At 68.7% G+C, this 13711-nt stretch carries 10 protein-coding genes; 6 read left to right on the top strand and 4 right to left on the bottom strand.

Translation table 11 applies throughout. The features are described from left to right. Nucleotides 1-7 precede the first annotated feature (7 nt). The gene (locus tag ACTIEY_RS19620) at nt 8-823 is read left to right on the top strand and encodes a hypothetical protein (protein WP_439520836.1); all 816 of its coding nucleotides are present in this window, start codon (nt 8-10) and stop codon (nt 821-823) included. A 43-nt stretch (nt 824-866) separates the two neighbouring features. Then, nucleotides 867-2795: an MFS transporter gene (locus ACTIEY_RS19615; RefSeq protein ID WP_439520835.1), complete on the top strand. Its 1929-nt coding sequence runs from the start codon at nt 867-869 to the stop codon at nt 2793-2795. On the opposite strand, the gene ACTIEY_RS19610 is transcribed toward ACTIEY_RS19615, so the two are convergent. Continuing rightward, nucleotides 2710-4254 (bottom strand): aminotransferase class V-fold PLP-dependent enzyme, encoded by a 1545-nt coding sequence (locus ACTIEY_RS19610; RefSeq protein ID WP_439520834.1) that lies wholly within the window; start codon nt 4252-4254, stop codon nt 2710-2712. The genes ACTIEY_RS19615 and ACTIEY_RS19610 overlap by 86 nt on opposite strands. 120 nt (nt 4255-4374) lie before the next feature. On the opposite strand from ACTIEY_RS19610, the gene ACTIEY_RS19605 reads away from it, so the two are divergent. Further along, on the top strand, nt 4375-4842 hold the full coding sequence (locus ACTIEY_RS19605; protein WP_439520833.1) for an Lrp/AsnC family transcriptional regulator: 468 nt from the start codon (nt 4375-4377) through the stop codon (nt 4840-4842). A gap of 53 nt (nt 4843-4895) precedes the next feature. Here the strand turns inward: ACTIEY_RS19605 and ssb are convergent, their stop codons facing one another. Next, entirely contained in the window at nt 4896-5396 is a 501-nt protein-coding gene (gene ssb / locus ACTIEY_RS19600; RefSeq protein WP_439520832.1) for a single-stranded DNA-binding protein, read from the bottom strand. A 137-nt stretch (nt 5397-5533) separates the two neighbouring features. Here ssb and ACTIEY_RS19595 point away from each other — a divergent pair, with 137 nt between their 5' ends. Next, the gene (locus tag ACTIEY_RS19595; protein WP_439520831.1) at nt 5534-6913 is read left to right on the top strand and encodes a chloride channel protein; all 1380 of its coding nucleotides are present in this window, start codon (nt 5534-5536) and stop codon (nt 6911-6913) included. A 92-nt stretch (nt 6914-7005) separates the two neighbouring features. Here ACTIEY_RS19595 and ACTIEY_RS19590 read toward each other — a convergent pair whose 3' ends face one another. After that, complete coding sequence (locus ACTIEY_RS19590) at nt 7006-8175, bottom strand: MFS transporter (RefSeq protein WP_439520999.1); 1170 nt, start codon at nt 8173-8175, stop codon at nt 7006-7008. Nucleotides 8176-8387: 212 nt separating this feature from the next. Between ACTIEY_RS19590 and uvrA the strand changes: the two genes are divergently transcribed. Next, a complete protein-coding gene (gene uvrA / locus ACTIEY_RS19585; RefSeq protein ID WP_439520998.1) occupies nt 8388-11438 on the top strand; it encodes an excinuclease ABC subunit UvrA in 3051 nt (1016 codons plus the stop codon). Nucleotides 11439-11475: 37 nt separating this feature from the next. Here the strand turns inward: uvrA and ACTIEY_RS19580 are convergent, their stop codons facing one another. Then, nucleotides 11476-11991: a hypothetical protein gene (locus tag ACTIEY_RS19580; RefSeq protein ID WP_439520830.1), complete on the bottom strand. Its 516-nt coding sequence runs from the start codon at nt 11989-11991 to the stop codon at nt 11476-11478. Between the two features lie 151 nt (nt 11992-12142). Here ACTIEY_RS19580 and ACTIEY_RS19575 point away from each other — a divergent pair, with 151 nt between their 5' ends. After that, the gene (locus ACTIEY_RS19575) at nt 12143-13702 is read left to right on the top strand and encodes a CYTH and CHAD domain-containing protein (RefSeq protein ID WP_439520829.1); all 1560 of its coding nucleotides are present in this window, start codon (nt 12143-12145) and stop codon (nt 13700-13702) included. The last annotated feature ends 9 nt before the right edge of the window (nt 13703-13711 follow it).

Below are 13711 nucleotides of genomic sequence, written 5' to 3'. Positions count from 1 at the left end.
CCTCTACATGACCTCTCAAACCGCATCCCCCGCCTGGCTCCAACCGGTTGGCGCCGCCTGGCTGGCGCTCTGGTTGCTGGCCCTGGTGCTCGGGCCCGAACTGCTGGCAGCGTCCGGCCTCGCGCTCAACCCGCATGGCCACACGCACCTGCACGCCCACGGTCACCCGTTTGCAGATGCCCGCGTCTTGTGGGGCCTGCCCAACGCCATGGACGTGCTGAGCAACCTGCCCCTGATGGGGGCGGGCGCACTGGGCCTCCGGGCTTTGTCGGCGCGGCGGGTGGCCCTGGAAACGGGCTGGACCTTGCACGTGTTCTTTGCAGGCCTGCTGCTGTCGGGGTTGGGCTCTGCCTGGTACCACGCCAACCCGACCTCCCTGGGCCTGGTGGCCGACCGCATGGGCATGGCGGTGGCGTTTGCCGGTGCCTTGTCGCTGGCGGTGGCCGAGCGCGTGGGTCCACGGCCCGTGGCGGCGGTCCTGAGCCTCACGCTGGCGACGGCACTGGTTTCTGCCGTGTTGCCGCTCACACACAACAACGTGCTGCCATGGTCCGTGGTGCAGTTCGGCGGGGTGGCCGCGATCGCCTGGGCCACGTTCCAACGCCCTGTGGCGGGCGCCATCGGCGTGCACCTGGGTGCGCTGATCGCGCTCTATGCGCTGGCCAAGGCGCTGGAGATGGGCGACGCCGCCGTGTTCCACGCCACCGGCGAATGGGTCTCCGGCCACAGCCTCAAGCACGTGGCCGCCGCGCTCGCCGCCGTGCCCGTGCTCGCCGCCATGAAGGGCCTGCCGCTGCGGCAGAATCCAGCGGCACGGCGCTGAACCCACTCCATAACTCAACCCCAGCCCGATCGGAGGAGACCCCATGTCTGCACACCCATCCACCCACGAGGGAGGCCAGTTCGCCCTGCTCGGGCAGCGTCGCTTTGCCCCGTTCTTCTGGACCCAGTTCCTCGGCGCCGCGAACGACAACCTCTTCAAGTTCGCTTTCACCGTGATGGTGACCTACCAGCTGCAGGTGGCATGGCTGCCGCCCGCCATGGCCGGACTGGTGATCGGCGCGCTGTTCATCCTGCCGTTCCTGCTGTTCTCCGCCACCAGCGGGCAACTGGCCGACAAGTACGACAAGAAGACGCTCATCGTCTTCGTCAAGCGGCTGGAGATCCTCATCATGGCGCTGGCGGCGTGGTCGTTCTTCTCGGCCCACATCCCGCTGCTGCTGGCGTGCACCTTCCTCATGGGGCTGCATTCCACGCTGTTCGGCCCGGTCAAGTTCGCCTACCTGCCGCACCACCTGGGCGAGCGCGAGCTCACCGGCGGCAACGGCATGGTGGAGATGGGCACCTTCGTGGCCATCCTGCTGGGCAACCTCGCCGGTGGCCTCATCATCGCCGTGCCCGAGATCGGCGCGCACCACGTGGGCTTGAGTTGCGTGGCACTGGCTTTGCTGGGTCGCGCCACCTCGCATTACGTGCCTGCCACGCCGGCCACCGATCCGGGCCTGAAGATCAACTGGAACCCGTTCACCGAGACCTGGCGCAACCTCAAGCTGGCGCACGGCAACACGGTGGTGTTCCGTTCGGTGCTGGGCATCAGCTGGATGTGGTTCTTCGGCGCGGTGTTCCTGAGCCAGTTCCCGAGCTTCGCCAAGGAAGTGCTGCACGGCAACGAGCAGGTGGCCTCGCTGCTGCTGATCGTGTTCTCCATCGGCATCGGCACCGGCTCCCTGCTGTGCGAAGTGCTCTCGCGCCGGCACGTGGAGATCGGCCTGGTGCCGCTGGGTGCCATCGGCATGAGCATCTTCTCGATCGACCTATACTTCGCCTCGAGGGGCCTGCCGCCTGCGGGCAGCCTCGGCGTGGCCGAGTTCCTGGCGATGCCCGCGCACTGGCGCGTGCTGGCCGACCTGACCCTGCTCAGCCTGTTCGCCGGCCTGTACAGCGTGCCCATGTACGCACTCATCCAGATGAGAAGCCAGCCGACGCACCGTGCGCGCATCATCGCCGCCAACAACATCCTCAACGCGCTGTTCATGATCGCCAGCGCGGTCATCGCCGGTGCGCTGCTGGGCGCCGGTTTCACGATTCCGCAGATGTTCCTGCTGGTGGGCCTGGCCAATGCGGTGGTGGCCTTCTACATCTTCATGCTGGTGCCCGAATACCTGCTGCGCTTCGTGGCGTGGATCGCCTCGCGCCTGGTGTACCGCTTCCGCGTCACGGGCGACGCGCACATTCCCACCGAAGGTGCGGCGGTGATCGTCTGCAACCACGTGAGCTTCGTCGATGCGGTGCTGCTCATGGCCGCGAGCCCGCGCCCGATCCGCTTTCTCATGGACCACCGCATCTTCAAGGTGCCGGTGCTCGGCGGGCTGTTCCGCCTGGCCAAGGCGATTCCCATCGCACCGCAGAAAGACGACCCCGCGGCCTACGAGGCCGCCTTCGAAGCGGCCACCGCCGCGCTGCGAGAAGGCGAGTTGCTGGCCATCTTCCCCGAAGGCGGCATCACCCGCGACGGCCAGTTGCAGCCCTTCAAGGGCGGCGTGATGAAGATCCTGGAACTCGCCGCACTCGAAGGCCTGCAACCTCCGGTGATTCCCATGGGGCTCACCAACCTCTGGGGCTCGTTCTTCAGCCGGGTGGAAGAGCGCGATGGTGAGCGCGTGGCCATGGTGCGGCCGTTCCGTCGCGGCTTTTTCAGCCGCGTGGGACTCAACGTGGGTGCGCCGGCTGCGCCTGCGACGGTGTCGCCCGAGCTGCTGCAACAGCGAGTGGGGGGCTTGCTGGCTGCAGGCTGAACGCCAGCGCGTGGCCCTGCTCGCGCAGGGCGCGAGCGGCGCGTGCGCTGCGCTGGCCGCTCTGGCAGAAGAACACCACAGGCACCTCGACGGGGAGTTCGAGCCAGCCACGCAGGTGCCGGGACAACACGGACCCGGGTGCCGATTCGCACCCGAAGACTTGGGCCAGTGCCGATCCTTCGCACGGTGCCTGTTCGTGGACCTCGCGCACGTCGACCAGCACCGCACCGGGCGTGGCCTTCATCAGCGCGCCGGCCTGTGCGGCGCTGATGCCCAGTTCTGACGTGGGCGCCGCGGCGGCCAGCGAGGCACCGCACGAGACGATGCGCGCACAGGCCTGGTCAATGAGATCGCTGCTGTCGGCAGCGCCGAACGACAGGCGGATGGCCCCGGTCGCCTGCCACGCCGGCAAGCCCATCGCCTCGAGCACGTGGCTCGGTTGGGCCAGCGCGGCGCCGCAGGCCGAACCACCGCTCACGCAAAGTCCCGCCGCATCGAACGCCTGTTGCAGGGCCTGGGACGACACGCCGGGGACGGAAAAATTCAACGTCGTGGGCAGGCAGATGGCGTCCGGTGCGTTGAACACCAGGCCGGGAAAGGCGATCTGCAGGGCGGTGGCGAGGCGGCGGCGGTGTTCCTGCAGCGTGGCCAGGCTGTGGAAGGTCCCGCCATCGTCCAGGGCGTCCAGCACGGCGCCCAGCGCGGCGATAGCGGCCATGTTCTCGGTGCCGGCGCGCAGGGCGCCCTCCTGGCCGCCGCCAGTGAACAGGGGCGTGAACGGGGAACCTTCGCGCACATACAGCAGGCCCACGCCCTTGGGCGCGTAGAGCTTGTGGCCCGAAAACGGCGCGTAGTCCACGCGCCGCCCGGCCAGGTTCAGGGGCAGTTTGCCCAGCGCCTGCACGCTGTCCACCATCCACAGCGCGCGGCTCTGGCCCAGAGCGGCCTCGATGCCATCGAGGTCGCTGATCACGCCGGTCTCGTTGTTAGCGGCCATGGTGCAGACCAGTCCGGCGCGCGGCGCGTGTCCGGCGAGCCAGGCCAGGTCGTGGCGGCCGTCGCTGTCCACGGGAATGGGCAGGATGGACAGCTGCAGGCCGAGGAGTTGATTCCAGTGTCTGAGCGCGGCCGGCACCGCCTTGTGTTCCGTGGCGCCGTACAGCAGGAGCGTGGGCGTGTTCGCATCGGCCTGGCGGCGCGCGCGCAACTCGACCAGCGCCGACAGCACGGCCGTGTGGATGCCCTCGGTCGCACCGCTGGTGAAGAGCATCTGGCCCGCCGGTACCGCCAGCGTGCGCCGCGCGCTGGCGCGCACGCGCGCCAGCAGGGTATGCGCCCGCAGGCCGCTGCCGTGGACGCTGCTGGGGTTGCCGAAGGCATCGGCCATCACGGCCAGCGCGGCGGCGCGCGCGGGCGGCAGGACCGGGGTGGTCGCGTTCGCGTCGAGGTAAATGTCCATTCGGTGGCGTCGGGTGTGGGGAGGAGCGCAAATTCTGCGCGTGTCGCCGTGCAATCCACATGCATTGGTTTGCGTGAATTGCGGTAGATTGAGAACCTCATACCAGATCGGATCTAAAAAATGAAACTGGATTCCATCGATGTCCGCATCCTCGACATCCTCCAGCGCAACGCCGAGCAGCAGGTGGCTCAGATTGCCGAGCAGGTCGGCCTGTCCGCCACGCCCTGCTGGCGGCGCATCCAGCGGCTCAAGGAGACGGGCGTCATCACCCGGCAGGTGGCGCTGGTCGATCCGCAGAAGGTCAATGTGGGCGTGACGGTGTTTGTCTCGGTGCGCACCAGCACCCACACCCAGGCCTGGTTCGAGCAGTTTCGCGCCACCGTCCAGGCGATCCCCGAAGTGGTCGAGTTCTATCGGATGAGCGGCGACGTGGACTACCTGCTGCGCGTGGTGGTGCCCGACATCGCCGCCTACGACCGTGTCTACAAGCGCCTGATCGACGGCACCAGCCTGCACGACGTGAGCTCGAGCTTTGCCATGGAGGAACTCAAGCTCACCACCGCGCTGCCGCTGACCTACGCGCGCTGAATAAAAAAGCCCGCGGCCTGGTGGGCGGCGGGCTACTCGGAGAGCGAGTCGGATCAGAACGGAATGTCGTCGTCCATGTCGTCGAAGCCGCTGGACTGGCGGGCCGGCGCGGCCGCGGGGGCCTGCCGCGGTGCGGCGGGTGCACGCGGGGCGGCCGCAGGCGGGCGCGAGTAGCCGCCACCGCCGCCGCCTTCTTCGCCGCCGCCACCGCCCATGCCTTCACGGCCGCCGAGCAACTGCAGCTCGGTGGCGATGATGTCCACGGTGTTCTTTTCCACGCCGGCCTGGTCGGTGTACTTGCCGTACTTCAGGCGGCCTTCCACATAGATCGGGCGGCCCTTCTTCACGTACTCGCCAGCGATCTCTGCCAGGCGGTCGTAGAAGGTGACGCGGTGCCACTGCGTGTCTTCGATCATCTCGCCGCTGTTCTTGTCCTTGCGCCGGCTCGACGTGGCCACGCTGACATTGGCCACGGCCTGGCCAGACGGCAGGTAGCGGATTTCGGGGTCGCGGCCGCAGTTGCCGACGAGGATGACTTTGTTGACAGATGCCATGGTGGTGTCCTGAGAGGTGGTGGCGGCAGCCCTCGTGGGCGCGGCCGCGCAAAGCGGCCTGCCATTGTGCCGCAACTGCCCTCGCCTTCGCGCCGCACGGGACTGGCCGTGGAGACCGGGCCTTACACTGCCCTGCGATGAAAGGCGAACCCGATTTCCTGAAGAACGTGCGCGACGAGATGGGCGACATGCGCCAGTGGCTCGACCGCGTGGTGGTCATCGGGTACGCGGTGCTCACGGGCCTTGCGGTGGTGCTGTTCACCTTGCTCGCCGATGCGGCGGTCGAGCTCTACAGCGGGCTGCGCGGCGGGTGGTGGTGGGCGCCGTTGTTGTGGACACCGGCACTCACCGCGCTGGTGGTCTGGGCGGTGCGAAAGTGGGCGCCGGGCGCGGCCGGCTCGGGCGTGCCCCAGGTGCTCACCGCGCTGGACCCGGCCACGCCGCTGCGAGAGCGTTCGCGCTTCGTGTCGCTGCGCCTGAGCGGCGCCAAGATCCTGGCGGTCTCCGGTGGCCTGCTGGCGGGCCTGTCGATCGGGAGGCAGGGTCCCTCGGTGCAGGTGGCCGCCGGCATCATGCTGCACGCGCGGCGCTGGCTTTCGCCCACCTCGGGCATCAGCGACCGCGAACTGCTGGTGGCCGGTGGCGCTGCCGGCATCGCGGCGGCGTTCAACACGCCACTGGGTGGCATCGTGTTCGCGATCGAGGAACTCTCGCGCCGCCTGCTCGACCGCAGCAGCGGCCTGATGCTCGCGGCCATCGTGATCGCCGGCCTGGTGGCGGTGTCGGCCTTCGGCAACCTTTCCTACTTCGGGCGCGTGCGCGCCGATGAGCTGTCGTGGTGGAGCCTCCTGTTGCCGGGGGCCGTGGTGGCGCTGGGCTGCGGCCTGCTGGGCGGCCTGCTCTCGCGGCTCATGCTCGCCTCGTTCACCGGTTTGCCCGATCGCTTCTGTGCCTACCGCCGCAAGCGCCCCGTGACCTTCGCGGCGTTCTGTGGCTTCATGGTGGCTCTGATCGTGGTGGTCAGCGACGGAGCGACAGTGGGCGTGGGCCACGAGCACACGCGCGAGTTGCTGGATCAGGCGGCGAATGCCGAGGGTGGGCATCAACCCTTCCTGTTCACCGGCCTGAAGTTCGTGGCTTCTTGGCTCTCCGCCTGGAGTGGCGTGCCGGGCGGCATCTTCGGGCCCAGTTTGTCGATTGGCGCCGGTCTGGGCGCCGACGTGGCCTGGCTGCTGTCTTCACCGCACGGCGTGGCGCTGATCGCGCTGGGCATGTGCGGGTTTCTGGCGGCCGTCACCCAGACCCCCATCACCGCCATGATCATCGTCATGGAGATGACCGATGGCCACAACATGGTGCTCAGCCTGATGGCCTGTGCGCTGCTGGCCAGCCTGGTCTCGCGCATGATCAGCCGCCCGCTCTACAGCACCATGTCCTTGCTCATGATGCGTTCGCTGCGCGAACCCCGGCCGCTGGACGCGACCGGCCTGCCGCCCTCGACGGAAGGACGTGGCTGAATCCAGAGATGGCGTGGAGCCGGCTCTGCCGGGCCACAGACATCGTCCCCCTTCCAAGCGCCGAAGGCGCGCCAGAGAGGGGGGAAGTCGCGTCAGCGGCGCAAGGGGGTGTTCCCCATCGGCCACGCGATGACCAGCCAGACCAGCATCAGCACCGCGCTGGCCGTGAACACGCCGGTGCTGCCCCAGGCCTTCACCACCACACCGCCCAGGCTGCCCCCGGCAAAGATGCCGAGCGACATGAGTGTGTTGTAGACACCCAGCGCCGCACCGCGCTGGCGCGGCTCGGCCAGGCGCGAGGCCAGGCTGGGCTGGCTGGCCTCCTGCGTGTTGAAGCCCACGAAATACAGGCACAGCAGCAGGGCTGCCAGCCACAGCGAAGGCGCCTGCAGGCTGAGCAGGAAACCCAGTTGCACCAGCGCGATGAGGGCGATCGAGCCCAGGTACACGGCCTTGAAGTGGCCCATGCGCTCCAGCCGGAACAACAGGCCGCCCATGATGAGCAGCGAAGCCAGGACCGCAGGCAGGTAGATCTTCCAGTGTTCGGCGGTGGGCACGCCGGTTTCCAGCAGCAGTGCGGGCACGGCCATCCACATGGCGATCTGCACCGCATGCAGCACGAACACCCCCAGGTCCACGCGCAGCAGTTCCGCGTGGGCCAGCACCTCGCGCAGGCCGCCCCGCCCGCCGGTTTGCGGCAGCGCCGGCTCGGGGGGCACCACCCAGGCCACCACCGCCATGCCGGCCAGCGCCAGCGCGGCGGTGAGGGCGAACAGGCCCGCCAGGCCGATGTGGGGCACCAGCAATGGCGCCATCACCAGCGAGAGCGCGAACATGAGCGCAATGCTGATGCCCACCAGCGCCATCGACTTGGTGCGCACCTGGTCGCGCGTGAGGTCGGCCAGCAGGGCCGTGACCGCTGCCGAGATGGCGCCCGCGCCCTGCAACGCGCGCCCGGCCACCAGCCAGGGCAGGGAGGGCGCCCATGCGGCCAGCAGGCTGCCCAGCGCGAAGACCGCCAGGCCGGCCAGGATCACCGGCTTGCGGCCCAGCCGGTCCGATGCCATGCCCAGCGGCACCTGCAGCAGGGCCTGCGTGAGGCCGTAGATGCCCATGGCCAGCCCCACCAGGGCGGGATCGTCACCGCCGGGGTAGTGGCGCGCCTGCAGCGCGAACACCGGCAGCACCAGGAAAAGGCCCAGCATGCGCAACGCGTAGATGGAGGCCAGCGCCCCGCTGGCGCGGCGCTCGGCGGGCGTCATGCGCATCCCGTCGCCCGTGTCGGGGACCGGGGTTGAGAGGGCGGGCTGGGAGGACGACAAGGCGTGCGTGGCGGGTGGGCGAAAGACCGGTATTGTCAGCGAAAGCGCCGCGCGCACCGGGCGGGATCGCATGAAATCACCAGCCGGCTTATCATGTCGGGTTGCCCTGAACACCCCCCGAGCGCGCCTTGAACCAGAACCTGCCACCGGCCCTGAACCTCACCGATCTGGCCCCGGCGCTGCGCCACGCCAGCGCCTTCCTGTCGGTGCGCGGCGCGCGCACGCACAACCTCAAGAACATCGACCTCGACATCCCCAAGCATTCGCTGGTGGTGATCACCGGGCTGTCGGGTTCGGGCAAGTCCAGCCTGGCGTTCGACACGCTGTACGCCGAAGGCCAGCGCCGTTACGTCGAGAGCTTGTCGGCCTACGCGCGGCAATTCCTGCAGCTCATGGACAAGCCCGATGTGGACCTGATCGAGGGCCTGTCCCCAGCCATCGCCATCGAGCAGAAGGCGACGTCGCACAACCCGCGCTCCACCGTGGGCACGGTCACCGAGATCCACGACTACCTGCGCCTGCTGTTCGCGCGCGCCGGCACGCCGCATTGCCCCGATCACGACCTGCCGCTCACCTCGCAGAGCGTGGCGCAGATGGTGGACGCCGTGCTCGCCCTGCCCGAGGGCACGCGCCTGATGATCCTGGCGCCGGTGGCGCGCGAGAAGAAGGGCGAGTTCGTCGAGCTCTTTGCCGACATGCAGGCGCAAGGCTATGTGCGCTTCCGCGTCGACGGCGCGGTGCTGGAGTTCGATGCCTTGCCGGCGTTGAAGAAGACCGAGAAACACAACATCGATGTGGTGATCGACCGCATCAAGGTGCGCAGCGATGGGGAGGACGAAGGGGTCAACCCGTTGCGGCAACGGTTGGCCGAGAGCTTCGAAGCTGCATTGCGACTGGCCGACGGCAAGGCCATTGCGATGGAGATGGAGGGCGATGAAGACACCACCGCAGCGCCGCACGAACATGTGTTCTCCGCCCGCTTTTCCTGCCCGCTGTGCCACTACACGGTGGGCGAGCTCGAACCGCGCCTGTTCTCGTTCAACTCGCCCATGGGCGCATGCCCGACCTGCGATGGCCTGGGCCACACCGAGTTCTTCGATCCCAGCCGCGTGGTGGGCTTCCCGAGCCTGAGCCTGGCCAGCGGCGCCATCAAGGGCTGGGACCGGCGCAACGGCTATTACTTCGCCATGATCGAGAGCCTGGCGGCCCACTATCAATTCGACACCGAGGCGCCCTGGGAATCCTTGCCCGAACCGGTGCGGCAGGTGCTGCTCTACGGCTCGGGCCTGGACGAGGTGAAATTCAGCTACGCGCTCGAATCGGGCGAGCGCGCGGGCAAGCGCATCACCAAGAAGCATCCCTTCGAAGGCATCATCCGCAATTTTGAACGCCGCTACCGCGAAACCGACAGCGTGGCCGTGCGCGAGGAACTGGCGCGCTACCGCGCCGTGCAGCCCTGCCCGGATTGCGGTGGCTCACGCCTGCGCCGCGAGGCGCGGTACGTTTTCGTGGGCGAAGGCGAGCAGAAGCAGCCCATCTACAGGATCAGCCACGTCACGCTGGGCGAGGCGCTGGCCTACTTCCAGAAGCTGGAACTCAAGGGCGCCAAGGCCGACATCGCCGCGCGCGTGATCAACGAGATCCGCCAGCGGCTGAAGTTTCTGAACGACGTCGGCCTGAACTACCTCAGCCTGGACCGCAGCGCGGACACGCTCTCGGGTGGCGAGGCGCAGCGCATCCGCCTGGCCAGCCAGATCGGTAGCGGCCTCACGGGTGTGATGTACGTGCTCGACGAGCCCAGCATCGGCCTGCACCAGCGCGACAACGATCGCCTCATCGGCACCTTGCAGCACCTGCGCGACCTGGGCAACACCGTCCTGGTCGTCGAGCACGACGAGGACATGATCCGCACCGCCGACCACGTGATCGACATGGGGCCCGGTGCAGGCGTGCACGGCGGCCGCGTGATGGCGCAAGGCAGCTGCGCCGACGTGATGGCCGCGCCCGGCTCGCTCACCGGCCAGTACCTCAGCGGCGCGCGCCGCATCCCGGTGCCCGATCGCCGCACGCCCTGGCTGCCGGTGGTGCGCAAGGCCAGCGCTGCTGCGCCCGCGAAATCCCGGTTCGCGCCCAGCCCCGCGGCCGAACGCCGCGCCGCGCGCGAGGCCGCGCACCAGGCCACGCTCGGCGAGCTGCAGGAAATCCGCGTCGTCAACGCCACGGGGCACAACCTCAAGGGCGTGAGCGCGGCCTTCCCCGTGGGCCTGCTCACCTGCGTCACCGGTGTCTCGGGGTCCGGCAAGTCCACGCTTGTGAACGACACGCTGTATGCCGCCGTCTCGCGCACGCTGTACCGCTCGCACGAAGAGCCCGCCGCGCACGAAGCCATCGAAGGCATCGAACATTTCGACAAGGTGATCAACGTCGACCAGTCGCCCATCGGCCGCACGCCGCGCAGCAACCCGGCCACCTACACCGGGCTGTTCACCGGCATCCGCGATCTCATGGCCGAGGTACCCACCGCGCGCGAGCGCGGCTACGGTCCGGGCCGCTTCAGCTTCAACGTGGCCGGCGGCCGCTGCGAGGCCTGCCAGGGCGATGGGGTGGTGAAAGTCGAGATGCATTTCCTGCCCGATGTGTACGTGCCTTGCGAGGTCTGCCACGGCCAGCGCTACAACCGCGAGACGCTGGATGTGCAGTACAAGGGCCGCAACATTGCGCAGATCCTCGACATGACCGTGGAACAGGCGCACGCCTTTTTCAACGCCGTGCCCACGCTGCACCGCAAGCTCCAGACCCTGCTCGATGTGGGCCTGTCCTACATCCAGCTGGGCCAGAGCGCCACCACGCTCTCGGGCGGTGAGGCACAGCGCGTCAAGCTCGCGCTGGAACTCTCCAAGCGCGACACCGGCCGCACGCTCTACATCCTCGACGAGCCCACCACCGGCCTGCACTTCGCCGACATCGAACTGCTGCTCAAGGTGCTGCACCAGCTGCGCGACGCCGGCAACACCATCGTGGTGATCGAACACAACCTCGACGTGATCAAGACCGCCGACTGGGTCATCGACATGGGCGCTGAAGGCGGCGCCGGCGGTGGCACGGTGGTGGCGCAGGGCACGCCGGAAGACGTGGCCGCTAATGCCGCCAGCCACACGGGGCACTACCTGCGGCGCCTGCTGGCGGTTGCCACCCCGAACTGACGGGGCGGCCAGAGGCCGACCCAGCCATGCCGACCGGTCACAGCCGTCCGAGGTCCTCGATCGCGTCCACCACCAGGCCAGTGCCGATGGCGATCAGAAGGATGTCTGCCGCCACGCGCACGTACTTGTGACCGGAAGGCGGCAGCCCGAGCTGGACGGAAATGCCGCTGGGCACCGGGTAATACACCACGTCGCGCGGCAGTGGGCGGCCTAGTTGCCACTTCTTGGCCTGGCCAGGCGGGAGGCAGCCATTGTTCTTCTTGGCCAGGCCCGGTGGGCAGTTGCCAGCGCGGAATTGCGGCGCGTAGTACTCGCGCGCGGCCATGCGCTGCGGTTCGCCGAAGAAGCCACCGATCTGCACGTTGATGGCGACGTTGGTGGATGACCCCCGGTCGCGGCTGGGTGCGCGATCCTCGGATCGAAACTCTTTCTGGTGTTTCTCGCCTTTTCCAGGCTTACCAGCCCAGTCGGGCTTCTCGGCCAGGGCCGTGGCAGTGCCCATCCCCAAGGTCAGACCGAGCAAAAGGGCGGGAATGCGTGTGGTGTTGTTCATGTGGATTCTTCTCGTGGGGTTGCCCAGGCCTCGATGGCCTGGCGGTGGATTGTGGGGCGCGGGGTGTCGATGGCGGGTTACCGGCTGTAAACGCCCACTTGTCATGCTCTGAAGGTAGTCCGATGTCATGCATGCTGGCAGACTCTGCGCCATGTCCCAGGAAACCGAACTCAAGCTCGAACTGCACCCGCTGGACCTGCCAGGCCTGCTGACCCACCCGCTTTTGAGTGCGCAGTCGCCCCGGCGTGAGCGCCTGCTCAACACCTACTTCGACACATCCACCCTGGCGCTTCGCGCGCAACGCATGGCTGTGCGTGAGCGCCGCGTGGGCCGGCAAACGCTGCTCACCGTGAAGACTGCGGGCACCTCGGTGGGCGGCCTTTCCCGGCGTGGCGAGTGGGAAGCGCCCACACGCCCCGGCGCGTTCGAATTCGGCGCGCTGGTCGACGACGAAGCGCTGGCTAAACAGCTCATCCGCGTGGCCTGGCAACTCGTGCCCGTCTTCCGCACCGATTTCATCCGCCGCACCTGGCTGATCGAGCACGGCGCAGCCCAGGTGGAGCTCGCGCTCGACCAGGGTTTCATCGCCACCGGGAGCCAGCGCCAACCGATTCTGGAGCTGGAACTCGAGCTGCTCGACGGCCCGGTCGATGGCTTGCTGGATCTGGCCCACACCCTGGCCCTGGGTCGCAAGGGGAACGCCGCCGAAGGCCTGCGGCTGTTGCCGGCCAACCGGAGCAAAGCCGAACGCGGCTACGCGCTTTTCATGGGCGAGCGTGCGCAGCCGCAGAAGGCCGCTGCGCTGCAGCTCGATGCCGCCATGCATCCGGTGCAGGCCTTCCGCGCCGCTGCGCTCAGTTGCCTCTCACACCTGCAGGCCAACGAAGGCGGTGTGTGCCAGGCCGGCGCGGACGACGCGCCACCCGACCCCGAGTTCGTGCATCAGGCGCGCGTGGCCCTGCGCCGCCTGCGGACCGGGCTGAGGCTGTTCCGCGCCCATCTGCCGCAGCGGTTTGCGCGCCACTGGGCCGGCGAGTGGAAGCACCTGGCCAACGAACTGGGCGACGCCCGCAACTGGGACGTGTTCGCCACCGAATGGCTGCCCGGGCTGCTGGCGGAACTGCCACCGGACGCGGCATCCGCCGAGCAGGTGGATGCCTTGCTCGGCTGGGTGAGCAGCGAACGCCACGCGGCCTGCGAACGCGCTGCCGCCGCGCTCGGCGACAGCGCGCATGCGCTGCGCCTGCTGGCCTTCACGCGCGCGGTGCTCGCTCTCGAGCCCGCCGATCCGCCGGCGGGAACGCCGTGGCCCGAGGCAGGGCTCGCCCGTTGGGCGCACGGCACGCTGCGCAAGGGCCATGCAGACCTGCGGCGCGAAGCCCGGCAGGCGCGACGGCTCGGGCCGGAAGGTCGGCACGACCTGCGCATCGCGCTCAAGAAACTGCGCTACTCGCAGGAATTCCTCGGCAGTCTGCTGCCCCGCAAGCGGCTGGCGCGCAGTGCGGCGGCGCTGTCGGACGCGCAGGCACTCCTGGGTGGGCTCAACGACCTGAGCACCGCGCAAGGCCTGCTGTCCCACGCGCCGGCCACGCTCGCGCCCACCACGGTGGCCGCCCTGCTGACCGGGCTGCAGCAGCGGCTGGATGCGGGCCTGCAGGCCTTGCCGACGATGGAGGAAGCGCTGGAGCAGACCTCCACGCCCTGGCGCTGAGGGCGGCTG

The organism is Hydrogenophaga sp. (assembly GCF_051858985.1).
Classification (GTDB): Bacteria; Pseudomonadota; Gammaproteobacteria; order Burkholderiales; family Burkholderiaceae_C; genus Hydrogenophaga.
The sequence above is the reverse complement of the archived record's forward strand: the minus strand, read 5'-3'. Positions and strand labels throughout refer to the sequence as shown.

Bases quoted from the DNA above. Each gene is read 5' to 3' on its own strand.
- ACTIEY_RS19575 (WP_439520829.1), top strand. From the start codon at position 12,143: ATGTCCCAGGAAACCGAACTCAAGCTCGAACTGCACCCGCTGGACCTG.
- ACTIEY_RS19590 (WP_439520999.1), bottom strand. From the start codon at position 8,175: ATGACGCCCGCCGAGCGCCGCGCCAGCGGGGCGCTGGCCTCCATCTAC.
- ACTIEY_RS19605 (WP_439520833.1), top strand. From the start codon at position 4,375: ATGAAACTGGATTCCATCGATGTCCGCATCCTCGACATCCTCCAGCGC.
- ACTIEY_RS19580 (WP_439520830.1), bottom strand. From the start codon at position 11,991: ATGAACAACACCACACGCATTCCCGCCCTTTTGCTCGGTCTGACCTTG.
- ssb (WP_439520832.1), bottom strand. From the start codon at position 5,396: ATGGCATCTGTCAACAAAGTCATCCTCGTCGGCAACTGCGGCCGCGAC.
- ACTIEY_RS19610 (WP_439520834.1), bottom strand. From the start codon at position 4,254: ATGGACATTTACCTCGACGCGAACGCGACCACCCCGGTCCTGCCGCCC.
- ACTIEY_RS19615 (WP_439520835.1), top strand. From the start codon at position 867: ATGTCTGCACACCCATCCACCCACGAGGGAGGCCAGTTCGCCCTGCTC.
- ACTIEY_RS19595 (WP_439520831.1), top strand. From the start codon at position 5,534: ATGAAAGGCGAACCCGATTTCCTGAAGAACGTGCGCGACGAGATGGGC.
- ACTIEY_RS19620 (WP_439520836.1), top strand. From the start codon at position 8: ATGACCTCTCAAACCGCATCCCCCGCCTGGCTCCAACCGGTTGGCGCC.